Here is a 12,964-nt window from a genome sequence, read left to right as displayed (position 1 = left end):
GTTTTTCGTGAAACTTGAAAACTTGTTGCGATCATTGGTGTGACGCGTGTCACTTCATTTTGTAATGAGCTTGGTTAGAGTGTGTTCGTACCCCACGAATTTACTATGAGCTTAAATAAGGGTTAACAAAGCCCAATAAGCCAAAAGGAGCGAACTATGTCTCAAGCTGTTTTCCATTTAGGTGTTACTGAAGCAGATCTTAACGGTGCTACTCTTGCGATCATTCCTGGTGATCCTGCTCGTGTGCAAAAAATTGCCGAAGAGATGGAGAATCCTGTATTTCTTGCTAGTCACCGTGAATACACGCTTTACCGCGCAGAGCTAGACGGCAAGCCAGTTGTTGTATGTTCAACAGGTATCGGTGGTCCATCTACTTCTATCGCAGTTGAAGAGCTTGCTCAACTTGGTGTTCGCACTTTCCTTCGTGTTGGTACTACTGGTGCTATCCAACCACACGTAAACGTGGGTGACATGATTGTTTCTACAGGTTCTGTTCGTCTAGACGGCGCTAGCCTGCACTTTGCTCCAATGGAGTTCCCAGCAGTTGCAGACTTCGAAGTTGCAACAGCAATGAAAGCGGCAGTTGATGAATCAGGTGCAACAGTTCACATGGGCGTAACGGCTTCAAGTGATACGTTCTACCCAGGTCAAGAGCGTTACGACACGTTCTCTGGTCGCGTTGTTAAGCGTTTCCAAGGCTCTATGCAAGAATGGCAAGACATGGGCGTTCTAAACTTCGAAATGGAATCTGCAACGCTTCTAACTATGTGTGCAAGTTCTGGTCTTAAAGCGGGTTGTGTTGCTGGTGTAATCATCAACCGTACTCAAAAAGAGACGCCTGATCACGAAACGCTAAAAGTAACAGAAGCTCGTTCAATCAAAGTGGTTGTAGAAGCTGCTCGTAAAATGCTTTAAGTTGTAAAAATACTTTAAGTCTGTTTCCAAGATTTAAAAATGGCCGCATCGAATGATGCGGCCATTTTTTATGAGGCAAAGAAATTAAAGGCATAGATAGTTGAAAGATGAAAATAGAGCTAAACAGCTAGAGAACAAAAAAGGCGAGTGACTCAATAGTCATTCGCCTTTTTAGATTTACTTAAGAGCGTTGAGCTCTTAAGAGTCTATTGGCTTTTAGCACTCTAAATCTTCATCACCACCGGCGGCGGTAAACCATGCCGCTAGGTGTGTTTTAAGATCTTTTAATTCGTCAGGGCCAATCAATGCAAGGCCAAGATCTTCTGCTCGTGTGATGTCGTTATGACGAAGAGGGCGGAAACTCACTAACATGGCACGTGCTTGTAGGCCACCCAAAAGGTCTCTAAGCGATTCTAGCTTGTACAAGGTATCATCGCCATCATCACGCATACCTTTGGTCTTACACTCGATGATGTGCAGCTTATTGTTCACTACAGAAGCAACATCAAGCTCATTACGTACCTCGCGCTCACCGAGTTGACGATAAACCTGAACATTCAAAGAGCGATCTTGAATGGTCGGCATGTCATCTTGGATCTGCTTAACTGTGCTATGAACCAATGTTTCAAGCCATTCGCCGTTTGAGAAGCGTCGTGCGTCTTCATTGGCAAACGTTAAAATACCATTGTCATAAGTGGCGATCTTAGCTTCAACCAAATCGCTCAACAGCATGTTTAGCTCGCGATAACCTTGTTGCTTCTCAGACAACCCCACATCAAGCCTCTGTTCTTTACGACAGGTCGTTGCAAGGTAGTTCAATGTAGCAAGGCCTGGGCCGAGTTCTAATGCATTACTTGCCCAGCGTTCACCTAGTTCATAAAGCTTCTGATCAAGTTGCGGAGACAACTGTACATCGCTGAATTCACCGCGAGCGCCGAACACAGTCAGGTAGTCGTCGATAGTGATGCGGTCTTGAACTTGTGCATCTTCTTTACCATTCGGGTAAAGCCAGCACAGCTTGTCACTGTTTGGTTCAACAACAAAGATTGGCCAGTGGTAAGTACGAAATACTTCGTAGACAGAAAGTAGGCGGTGACGAAGGCCACAACTTGCGTTGAGTTTCACTTCTTCTCCACGAGCTTTGAGGTCTTCGGCAAGGTTTTGGATAGATTCTTTAATCGCGGACGTATTTACGAGGGTTGGGATCTCGAAAAATTCACTCGTAATGTCGCGTTTTTGCAAAACGCTGTCTAAGCGTTGGTAAATACTGACTTGATTCTTGTCACCGATGAACACGATATGAGTGCTGATCGTTCGGTTATCGAGTAGTGGGGTGATCAAGCGAATGGGATCTTGATCGATAATGCCAACATGAACAGCCATATAAATTCCTTAATAGCGGCTCGCTCATAAAGGTGAAAGAAAAAAACGGGAAGCAGCAAGCCTTAATAATCATATAATGACAAAGATCATAAAAAACAAGGGCAACCCTTGATAAAAGTTGCCCTTGTTCAAATAGTTACCACTATTGGGTAATAAGTCCCAATATTCGCACTAAATATCTATCAATTTCTCAGCTATCTATAGCTTGAACTGATGAACCAAATCACCTTGCTGGTTTGCGAGAATTGTTAGGTTTTGGCTTGCCTCCGCAATTGAAGACATCGCTTGGTAACTCTTATCAGCGATGTGGTTGATGTCTTCGATATTGCGCGCGATATCACCAGAAGTTTCACTCTGTTCAGCGGCTGCTTGAGAGATGTGTGTACTCATGTGACTGATCTCTAGAATCAAGGCTTGGATCTCTTCCATCGCACTGTTGGCACTTGAAGCTTGTTGAACCGACATGTCCATATCGCTCATACAACTTTCAATCACGTTGCTTGCTGTTTTCGAGCTTGATTGCAGGTTGCTGATCATGGTCTCGATTTCAGACGTTGATTGAGTGGTCTTCTGTGCAAGCACGCGAACTTCATCGGCAACCACTGCAAAACCACGACCTTGCTCACCGGCACGCGCCGCTTCGATTGCCGCGTTGAGTGCAAGTAGGTTGGTTTGTTCAGCAATACCACGGATAACATCTAGGATTGAGCCAATCTGGCTACTCATTTGTTGCAACTCACCTACAGCACCAACAGATTCAGTAAGGCGAACCTCGAGCTGGTTAATGGTACTGATGTTGGTGTTCATTATCTGACGACCAGACTCAGAAGCCGATTCTACTTGTTGAACCATGGTTAGTGAGCTTTGCGCGCTGTTCGCCACTTCTTGTACAGAATGAGACATTTCTGTCATCGCAGTCGCAACAGTTGCCGTTTGCTCACGTTGGTTGTTCAATTGAGCTTGGGTCTCTGTAGAGGTTTTCTGGTTTACGCTTGCGGTCTTAGTTAAGTCATCGGAAGCGTCATTCAGTTTCACCAGAATATTGCGTAGGTTGTCGGCTAAGGTGTTGATGTGACGACTCACACGGCTGAATTCGTTGTCATAACGAATATCGATTCGCTGAGTCATATCGCCTTCAGTTAGTCCTTCCAGTGTACCTAGAATGCGAGTTAATGGCTCTCTTACACTATGTGCAATGTGGTAACCAATTGCTGCAGCGAATACGGTGACAACAATACCAATGGCAATCGCATTGAACAGACCTTTATCGTAGATGCTGCTTGCGTCTTCAAGTGAAGCGTTTAATTGCTCTTCTGCGGTGACATTGAATGAATCAAGTACCGCCATCGCTTGGTCAATTTCAACCGCTAAGTTAGCAATGTTGATGTACAGAGCTTGTTTCGCTTTCAAGTAGTTGTTGTGCTTGTCCAACACACCGCCTTTTTGACCAACGTCTTTGGTGAATTTCTGAACCGATTCATCAAAGACATTTTTAAGTGCTGGCAATTGCGTGGATAGGCCGCGATAAGCGTAGTTAAGGTGAGTAACGGCCTTTTTATTTTGGTTTACTGCTTTTTGTACGAATGCCACATCAGAACTTGCTAATGCATCTGAAGTGATCACTTCAGCGTCTTGCAGTTTAATGAAGTAGCTTTTCGCCATTACTTTTACAGAGATGCTTTTTTGGTCGGCAACGTACTCTTTCATACCAACAGTCAACTCTGAATGCAGACGTTGAAAGTCGCGCGACGCTTTCTGTACTTGTTCTTGTGCTTCGAACATCGCAACGTAATTGTCCATCGCTTCATCGGCTTCGGCGAAGTAACGCTGTTCCATGGCCCTTAACTGGGCAATACGCTCGATGAGCGTGGCGTTGTTCTGACTCGCACCTTCTAAGCTACCGAGTACTTCAGAAAAAGAGTTTTGTGATGCTGTAAACTCTGTGCGCATTGCAGACATGCGTTCAGCGTTTTGTGTGGTTAAGTAATCTTTGAATGATTTATCAGCAGAAAGCAATTGAACACTTGTTTGATTTGAAAGCGCAACAAGTGGTAGTGAGGTTTCTGAAACACTCTCAAAGTTGCTATGTATCTGATTCATGCTGTTCATCATGATGGTTATCGTGACTGCGAACATGATGATGATCAGTGCGAAACCAGCGTACATACGCTTGATCACAGATCCCTTCATGGCTTTCTCCCTAAATAAAATGCGACCTAATGTCAGGTCAAAGTAAAACTAACAAAATTGTCAGCATTCTATTGAGCTCGACTTACGCATTTTATGACGCACACGTCAAAAATAACCCTCAGTTATAATCAACATGCCATTCTTGAGAGCTAAGGCTCGTTTTCTTTGATTTGAACGGTGTTTTTTATTATGCTTTAAAGCGGATTTATTGTGGTTTGTTGCGGCATAGCGCATACTCAAAACATTAAAAAGTAAATGTTTTATCGGAGAAAAACATGGCTGAAGAAACCATCTTTAGTAAGATCATTAATAAAGAAATCCCTGCAGATCTGCTATATCAAGACGACTTAGTAACGGCGTTTCGCGATATCAACCCTCGCGCTCCTAGTCATATCCTAATTATCCCGAACAAGCTGATTCCTACAACTAACGATGTTGAAATGGAAGATGAAGCGATGATGGGACGCATGTTTACTGTTGCTCGTAAGTTAGCAAAAGAAGAAGGTATTGCCGAAGATGGTTACCGTCTTATCGTAAACTGTAACTCTCACGGCGGCCAAGAGGTATACCATATTCACATGCACTTAGTCGGTGGTCGTCCGCTTGGGCCGCTATTGATTAGCTAGTTGAATAATCAGTTGGTTGAATAGCTAGCTAGTTGAGTGATTAGTTAGTTGATTACTTAGCTAGTTGGATAAATTGTAGGTTGTATGCCAACTTTAAACTTCATTTGTTGTCTGAATACCGGCATCAATTGGGCGAAGTGATTTTTTTAAACGTATTAAGTTATAAAAGTATCGTTTTGCCATTAATCGTACAGAAGTTGGCATTTAAAACATGCACGGAGACGTTAAGTGAAGCAACAGTTTAGATTCGCTTCTATTGCCCTGTTATCGGCGCTGACCGCAGGTTGCGCGAGTATGTCGGCAGGAAGTCTGTTCAGCCATTACAGTGCACAAAACCAAGAGATATACCAAGCAGTAAAATCTGGAGATTATTCAGAGGCTCAACAAGAGTTACCAGATTATGCGGCAGGAGATATTCTTGATAATTTTGAAAGGGGCAGAATTAACCTGCTTGATCAAAAGTATCCAGAAAGTAAGTCTTCGTTTGAATTGGCTGATCAGGCAGTAAAAGATCAACAAAGCAAAGCAGTAATTTCTATTTCAGACAGTGCAACCAGCGTGGGTGCGTTGGCTGTGAATGACAATATTACCGAGTATGCGCCGCCTGATTACGAGTTGGGCTTTCTTCATCTCTATCTCGGTTTAAATTATCTTAAGAAAAATGATTTAGAAGGTGCGGTGATAGAAATGCGTCGCGCCAACCAGGTACAAGAACAAGCAAAGAAACAGCGCGAAGCCGAGCTAGAAAAAGCAGCTAGCGATGCTAAATCTCAAGGTTTGTCTGCCAATGTCGGTAGCATCCTTGCGAATTACCCTGATGCGGGTAAAAAGCTGCAATCTGTACAAAATGCATATTTGATGTTTTTGTCAGGGCTGCTTTATGAAGCGTCCAATGACTTAAACAGCGCATATGTTGACTATCGACGTGCTCTGGCCGTTATGCCGGAAAACCAAGAAATCATCGATCGAACGATGGCGACAGCCGCTCGTTTAGGAATGCGACAAGACTTAGCAACACTTGAAAAGCGCTATAAGCAATCTTCTAAGTTAGGTGGTGGGCAAGGGCGAGTGATTGTTCTTCAAGAGCAGAGTGCTGTTCAAGCTATGGATAGTTGGCGACTAGATTTACCTATTTATGACAGTCGCGATCAGGGGGCAATATACTCTTTGGCGCTGCCATACTACCCAAGCCAAAACGTAGAACGCTTTTCTGCTTTACGAATCAATGGGCAACCATTGTCTGAAAGTTTAATTACTGACGTAAATGCGATGGCTCAGAATGACTTGTCTGAACGTATGACGAGTATCGTGATTCGCCAAGCGCTACGTGTGGTAGCTAAAGACCGTATCCGTAAAGAAGCGACCAAAGGCAACGATGTGGGTAATATTTTGTTCAACGTGTGGAACGTATTCACGGAGCAACCAGACACTCGCAGTTGGCAATCATTGCCTGCAGAGATTAAGAGCAGCACATTTGTAGCAAATAGCGGTCAATATACGTTGGAAGCAGGTGCTAAAACGTATGATTTTGATATTCGAGAAGGGCAGACCACCTTGGTTTGGATTTCTCGACAAGGAAACAACGCAACAATGTGGCATAAACAGCTAGGGAGGCTGTAATGAAAAAGTGGTTAGTGAGCTTAGCAGCGGTTATGGCTCTGGCTGGTTGTGCTGATAACACAACTGGCGTAAGAGTTGATAGCCTGACTCAGAACGTTTTCTTTGGTGACAAGGTATTGGGTAGCCGTCTATTGGTTGAAGATATCCGCACTGACCAAGTCGATGGTCACACTAGAGGGATTGTTCGTTTAAACAGTAACTATAAAGGCGATCAAAATATCCTTTATCGTTTCTACTGGTACGACGATGCAGGCCTGGAGGTCAACCTTAAACAAGGTCCTTGGAAGCAAGCGATTGTTCGCGGTTTTGAAAGTATTTCGTTGTCGGAAGTGTCGGTAAACCCGAACGCAACTCAGTTTAGAGTTCAGTTCCGAGAGCAGTAAGCTAGATTTTAAGAAGCGGACCCTTTTGGTTCGCCAATATAAGCATTTAAGAGTGAGGGTAACCCCACTCAGTGATAAGTTGAGGAAACAAAATGAAAAAGAGTGTCGTTGCGCTACTAGGTTTAGCGGTTATTTTAGGCGGTTGTTCAAACAAGGTAAGCTACGGTGATGCACAAGCAGTAGAAACCACGACAATCGATTTCGGTTCAACTGACCTTCAAACGATTGCGGGTGAAATGGTCGATAGCATGATGGCGTCTGGTTCAGTGTCTTACATCACTCGTGAGCAACGTCCAATCGTGTTCGTAGAGCGAATCAAGAACAAGACAAGTGAGCACATCGATACTGAGTCAATCACTGACACTATCAGTACTAAAATGCTGAACTCTGGTAAGTTCCGTTTCGTTGATATGGACCGCGTAGAGTCTGTTCGTGACCAATTGAACTTCCAAAACAATGATGAGCTTGTAAACCAAAGCTCAGCGATTCAGTTCGGTAAGATGGTTGGCGCGCAGTACATGTTGTACGGCAACCTATCAAGCATCGTTAAGAAAGACGGTAGCGACGAAGACGTTTACTACAAAATGACTATGCGTCTAATGGATCTTGAGTCTGGCTTGATTGAATGGGCTGATGAGACTGAAATCCGTAAGCAACAATCTAAGAGCCTATTGGGTCTTTAATTTCGCTTACTTGCCAACTATGCGCAGCCAGTATTGACAATGTCTAGTCTTGACTGCGCTTAATCTTGGCAGCGTATAGCTTGGCCACGCGCGAAGGCAGTACATTGTGCACTGTTAATGAAGAGACACTGGCTTTTGGTCAGTGTCTTTTTTGTAGGGAAATGAAGACGTTTATAGGGATGAATAATGGCAATTTTTTCTTGGTCTGAAGCTAAGCTTCTTGATACCAGTCTGAGTTCGCTTGATAGTTACTTTTCTGAGCCGCCAGTTAGAGCACAGACGCTGACAGGCGGTTTGACCAATCGATGTTGGAAGTTGGTGTTAGCCGATGGCACCGCGTATGTTTGGCGTCCGATTACATCAATCACCAAAGCGTTCTTCATTTCTCGTCATGAAGAGTATCAAGTGCTCTCTGCGATTGAACGTCTTGGTCTTGGGCCTGGCCCTATAGTCGTTAATGAGAGCGGGCTATTGGTCGAATGGATTGCTGGCGATTCGCTCGACGAAGGTTTAGATCTTGATGACTTGTTGAAAACGCTGATCTCTGTGCATTTGGTTAACACCAAGCGATTACCTCTCCAGCCATTTAGTTTCACGTCGCGAGTCGACCATTATTGGCTTCAACTTGATGCTATTCATAAAACTGACGTCTACACTCAAATTTATCAACAGTGGCGCGTGGCTCCGAGTATCCCAAATCTAGGCTTGTCTTTATGTCACTTTGATTTGGGCGGTTACAATCTAGTGAAGAATAGTGACGGGATTAAGATTATTGATTGGGAGTATGCAGCGTTAGCCGATCCTAGGCTCGATCTAACATTGACAATTTCGGTTGCTGGCGTTCCAGTCACTGAGTCTGTTCAAAAGTATTGTCAGTTGCGAGATATTCATGATGTTCAGCCTTGGCTCGACGGTGTAGAGGCCTGGTTGCCACGCAGTAGAATGATGGCCATGTTGTGGTATTTACTTGCGCATCAACTGTGGGGCGATGAAAGTTACCTACATGAAGCAGAGGCTCTGAGTCACACTTTCTGTTGTTAGGATCACGTTTAGGAAGTGAAAAATATAATTTCGGCGCTCTTCCCTTTAAAACCTTATTTTTCATGTTAGATTAATCTAAGCGTACCAGCATTCAACGGGGGAGGTACAAATGATTATTTACTTGCACGGCTTCGATTCTACAAGCCCTGGCAACCACGAAAAAGTACTGCAGTTGCAATTCATTGATGATGACATTCGTTTCATCAACTACAGTACTTTGCACCCAAAACACGATATGCAACACTTGCTCAAAGAAGTGCATAAAGTGATTGAACAATCAGACGATCCGCATCCAATTATTTGTGGTGTAGGATTAGGCGGTTTTTGGTCTGAGCGTATTGGTTTCTTGTGTGGTATTAAGCAGGTGGTGTTCAACCCCAATCTGCAGCCTGAGAACAATATGGTCGGCAGAATTGACCGTCCAGAAGAATACGAAGATATCGCAACTAAGTGCGTGGCTCAGTATCGTATGAAGAACAAAGGGCGTTGTTTAGTGGTACTTTCTCGTGAAGATGAAATTCACGATAATACCAAAACTGCCGCAGCGCTCGAAGACTACTACGATATTATCTGGGACGAAAAAGAGAGTCATAAGTTCACAAAAATTTCTCAACATCTTCAAGCAATGAAAGCCTTCAAGAACGCTTAATTATTGGTTTATTTTATAAAAGCAGCACTCATCGAGTGCTGCTTTTTTTATATCTGAAACCGAAAGACGATGACTGATAAATCTGTTGAATGTGTTTTATCGACGAGTTTACGCAATCGTTAACTAATTAGTGGCGAATCCTCATTAAGGGTAAGGATTTTTGTTGCGGTCATCTTTTTGCTATATATAATGTTCTGAAGAAAAATATTTTGATAAATATCAAGAAAAACTGAGAGCGAGTGATAAACTTGCCCACTATTTGTGCTCTACCTCTCAGGTAGTCACCTTTTATCCATGTAAACAGGACCTCAAACCTAAGTTTGTTGTTCGTATCCCTCTAACTACTCGTGAGTTGCTGTTATTCATTTTCGCAGTTATCAGATAAGCCATAGCCTTTAAGCGCAAGGCGAGTAGATACATAGAATTTATCGGCTGGAGTATTCGAGCTGAACCCCATTTATTCATTTTGTAGAGGATTGTCATTTTGACAAAAATTATCGTAGTAGGCGGCGGTGCTGGTGGTTTAGAACTAGCAACTAAGCTAGGCCGCACTTTAGGTCGTAAAAAGCGTGCCCAGATTACTCTGGTAGACCGTAAAGCGAGTCACCTATGGAAACCATTACTTCATGAAGTAGCAACCGGTTCATTGGATGAAGGCGTGGATGCTTTGAGCTACCGCGCTCATGCAAAAAACCATTACTTCGATTTTCAAATGGGCAGCCTAAACGACATCGATCGTGAGCGTAAAGTGATTGCACTGAGCGAGCTTACCGATGATCACGGTGAACTGCTTATGCCAAGTCGTGAGCTTGAATACGATATTCTAGTGATGGCTCTCGGTTCAACGTCAAACGATTTCAATACTCCTGGCGTTCGTGACAACTGTATTTTCCTTGATAGCCCAGAACAAGCACACCGTTTCCGTACTGAAATGAACAACCAGTTCTTAAAACTGCACGCTAAGAATGGCCAAGGTACAGTCGATATCGCGATTGTTGGTGCTGGGGCGACAGGTGTAGAGCTTTCTGCTGAGTTGCACAACGCGGTTAAAGAGCTTCGTACTTACGGCTTCGGTGATCTAGATTCAAGCAAGCTGAACGTTAACCTTGTTGAAGCGGGGGAGCGTATCCTTCCTGCTCTACCACCTCGTATTTCGAGCGCAGCACACTCTGAGCTTACTAAGCTTGGTGTTACTGTGCGTACGACTACAATGGTTACACAAGCTGATGCTGACGGCCTAACGACTAAAGATGGTGAGAAGATCCCAGCACAAATCATGGTTTGGGCTGCAGGTATTAAAGCGCCAGATTTCATGAAAGATATTGGTGGTCTTGAGACTAACCGTATCAACCAATTAGTTGTGAAAAACACGTTGCAAACGACGCTTGATGACAATATTTTTGCTATTGGCGACTTGGCGCAATGTACACAAGCTGATGGTTCATTTGTTCCACCTCGTGCACAAGCCGCTCACCAAATGGCAAGCTGTGCATTTGGCAATATTATCGCCAAGCTAAACGGCCGTGACCTTAAAGATTACATCTACAAAGATAAAGGCTCGCTTGTTTCATTAAGCCGCTTCTCTACGGTAGGTAGTCTGATGGGTAACCTGACTAAAGGTTCTATGATGGTTGAAGGTCGTATTGCTCGTATCGTTTACATTTCTTTGTACCGCATGCACCAAATGGCGCTGCACGGACTAATCAAAACATCGTTGATGATGCTGGTTGGTCGTATTAACCGTGTACTTCGCCCAAACCTAAAGCTTCACTAATCAGTTAAGCCTTATAAAGGTGGTTACGCTGATGATAAAAAAGAGCTCTTCGGAGCTCTTTTTTGATCGTGTCGATTAAGTGATATTTGAATTTTTAACTGCTTATCATCTTTGTTAGCGGATTCGGGCTAAGCTGTTGGCGGTAATACTGAGTAAACCACGCCATCTTTTGGCTTACCGTTAAAAACAAAGCGATTCTTCGCAATCGTTTCTCGTTCGGCGCCACATTTCTCTATCAGTCTTTGGCTTGGTCGGTTTTCTGTATCGCAAACAATTTCCAAGCGCGTTAATTTCAGTTGAGCAAAGCAAAACTCAAATAGGGCCTGCATCGCTTCTTTCGCGATCCCTTTTCTTTGAAACCGGTCACCTACCCAATAGCCTAAACTCGCCATATTAAAGGTGTGGTATAGCTCATTAATGGCAACCATGCCGACCAGTTTATCGCTGTTGCGTTCGAAAATACCAAAGCCAAACGCATCAGATTTAACCCAATTTAAACGAGTTGCAAGAATGAATCTTTCTGCTTCTACGATAGAAAATTCGTCGTGGCACCAATCAACCCATGGAAACAAGCTCGGAGATGATTGAACCAGTTGAGAAAATTGTGGAGCGTCAGAAGCTTCAATAATCTTGAGGCTGAGGTGTTGGGTATTGATTTGAAAATCAGGGCTCATAGGACGTACCAATTAACATTGTAAGTACTAATAAAACGCCCTCACAATGGAGGGCGTCTTGAATCATTAATCCATACAACTCAGTATTTATCTAGCTCAATATCTATATAGATCAGTACTCATGTAAGTCACTATTTATATAATCAAAGCTGAGTTGTTTACGAATGAATTCTTATTCTTATACAGCGACTTACTGCGCTACGCGTCGAACTTGAATCACCATACCAAGCAGAGGGTGATCAAGGTAATGAGTCTCTGTACTACGCATGCGACGTTTTTGGTCCATACGGTAGCTCTTTAGGAATTCTTCTACTTCAACTGTCGGAGAAATCTCAGTTAAGTTACCGACTTGAACGTTACTTTCTGCACCACTTACGGGTGAATCTAGCTCAATTTGTTGTTCTTGTAGAGTGACTTCACGAACGCTTGGTGCTTTTAAATCCAGTGTGGTTTCAGCGTATAGGTAGTGCTGCACGTAGATTTGTAGTTTGCCGTCTAACTCGTAAAGCGGTTTATCGATGGTCTCTTCTTGGAAGCCATCAGCACCTGTTGTTGTCGTAGTAACGGCTCCTTTTTCTGAGCCGTCGGCATTAAAATCTTTAGAGAAGTCTTTACCTGCTTGAATGTGGAAGACAGGCGCTGAGCTCTTACCTTGATCACCTTGACGCCAAGCTGTATGCATTAGAACTTCAAAGCCAGCGTGTTTACGTAGCTTATCTTTTTGAGGCGTTAGCTTGTATTCCGAGTAAGGAAGCATCTGGACGCCTTTCTTTGCTCGGTATTGGGTGTCTTGAAATGAACCCACGCGCTCAAGTGAAATCTTAGGCTGTGTGTTTGGCCAAGATTCATTCACTTTTTCTGCATCAACTGCGCGCTTAAAAATGATCACTTCTATATCAAATTGTCTCTGCGCCAAACTTGGCAATGAGACGAACAATAGTAGCAGTGGGATCAGTCTTTTCATTTTTACTCCGTCTTTCAGCCGATCTATCGGCTGGATAATTTATATGTGCAAGTGGATTGAGT

The 12,964-nt window shown here is 43.6% G+C and carries 12 protein-coding genes; 8 read left to right on the top strand and 4 right to left on the bottom strand.

The window, feature by feature from the left end:
- Positions 1–156 precede the first annotated feature (156 nt).
- The gene (gene udp / locus AACW75_RS02020) at positions 157–915 is read left to right on the top strand and encodes a uridine phosphorylase (RefSeq protein ID WP_004736272.1); all 759 of its coding nucleotides are present in this window, start codon (positions 157–159) and stop codon (positions 913–915) included.
- 216 nt (positions 916–1,131) lie between these two features.
- Here the strand turns inward: udp and AACW75_RS02015 are convergent, their stop codons facing one another.
- Together AACW75_RS02015 and AACW75_RS02010 are read right to left on the bottom strand one after the other, a co-directional pair.
- Complete coding sequence (locus AACW75_RS02015; RefSeq protein WP_004736271.1) at positions 1,132–2,298, bottom strand: DUF1887 family protein; 1,167 nt, start codon at positions 2,296–2,298, stop codon at positions 1,132–1,134.
- A gap of 198 nt (positions 2,299–2,496) precedes the next feature.
- Positions 2,497–4,488, bottom strand: a complete 1,992-nt coding sequence (locus AACW75_RS02010; RefSeq protein WP_017073876.1) for a methyl-accepting chemotaxis protein — start codon at positions 4,486–4,488, stop codon at positions 2,497–2,499.
- Positions 4,489–4,763: 275 nt separating this feature from the next.
- Here AACW75_RS02010 and hinT point away from each other — a divergent pair, with 275 nt between their 5' ends.
- The 7 genes from hinT to AACW75_RS01975 all read left to right on the top strand — a co-directional run bounded on the left by hinT (position 4,764) and on the right by AACW75_RS01975 (position 11,264).
- Positions 4,764–5,114, top strand: a complete 351-nt coding sequence (hinT, locus tag AACW75_RS02005) for a purine nucleoside phosphoramidase (RefSeq protein WP_102551550.1) — start codon at positions 4,764–4,766, stop codon at positions 5,112–5,114.
- A gap of 228 nt (positions 5,115–5,342) precedes the next feature.
- Positions 5,343–6,734, top strand: a complete 1,392-nt coding sequence (locus tag AACW75_RS02000) for a COG3014 family protein (RefSeq protein ID WP_145568131.1) — start codon at positions 5,343–5,345, stop codon at positions 6,732–6,734.
- On the top strand, positions 6,734–7,117 hold the full coding sequence (locus AACW75_RS01995; protein ID WP_145568132.1) for a YcfL family protein: 384 nt from the start codon (positions 6,734–6,736) through the stop codon (positions 7,115–7,117). The genes AACW75_RS02000 and AACW75_RS01995 overlap by 1 nt, the downstream gene beginning before the upstream one ends.
- 92 nt (positions 7,118–7,209) lie before the next feature.
- Positions 7,210–7,800 carry a penicillin-binding protein activator LpoB gene (gene lpoB / locus AACW75_RS01990; protein WP_004736264.1) on the top strand — a complete coding sequence of 197 codons (591 nt, stop codon included), beginning with the start codon at positions 7,210–7,212 and terminating at the stop codon, positions 7,798–7,800.
- A gap of 186 nt (positions 7,801–7,986) precedes the next feature.
- The gene (locus AACW75_RS01985) at positions 7,987–8,841 is read left to right on the top strand and encodes a phosphotransferase (RefSeq protein ID WP_145568134.1); all 855 of its coding nucleotides are present in this window, start codon (positions 7,987–7,989) and stop codon (positions 8,839–8,841) included.
- Between the two features lie 109 nt (positions 8,842–8,950).
- On the top strand, positions 8,951–9,490 hold the full coding sequence (gene ycfP, locus AACW75_RS01980; protein WP_017073873.1) for an alpha/beta hydrolase YcfP: 540 nt from the start codon (positions 8,951–8,953) through the stop codon (positions 9,488–9,490).
- Positions 9,491–9,974: 484 nt separating this feature from the next.
- Complete coding sequence (locus AACW75_RS01975; RefSeq protein ID WP_017073872.1) at positions 9,975–11,264, top strand: NAD(P)/FAD-dependent oxidoreductase; 1,290 nt, start codon at positions 9,975–9,977, stop codon at positions 11,262–11,264.
- A 128-nt stretch (positions 11,265–11,392) separates the two neighbouring features.
- On the opposite strand, the gene AACW75_RS01970 is transcribed toward AACW75_RS01975, so the two are convergent.
- Complete coding sequence (locus tag AACW75_RS01970; protein WP_135456632.1) at positions 11,393–11,938, bottom strand: GNAT family N-acetyltransferase; 546 nt, start codon at positions 11,936–11,938, stop codon at positions 11,393–11,395.
- 190 nt (positions 11,939–12,128) lie between these two features.
- The gene (locus tag AACW75_RS01965) at positions 12,129–12,902 is read right to left on the bottom strand and encodes a peptidoglycan binding protein CsiV (protein WP_145568136.1); all 774 of its coding nucleotides are present in this window, start codon (positions 12,900–12,902) and stop codon (positions 12,129–12,131) included.
- Positions 12,903–12,964: the final 62 nt, after the last annotated feature.

This window comes from Vibrio sp. L3-7 (assembly GCF_963898195.1).
Lineage (GTDB): Bacteria > Pseudomonadota > Gammaproteobacteria > Enterobacterales > Vibrionaceae > Vibrio > Vibrio echinoideorum.
The sequence above is the reverse complement of the archived record's forward strand: the minus strand, read 5'-3'. Positions and strand labels throughout refer to the sequence as shown.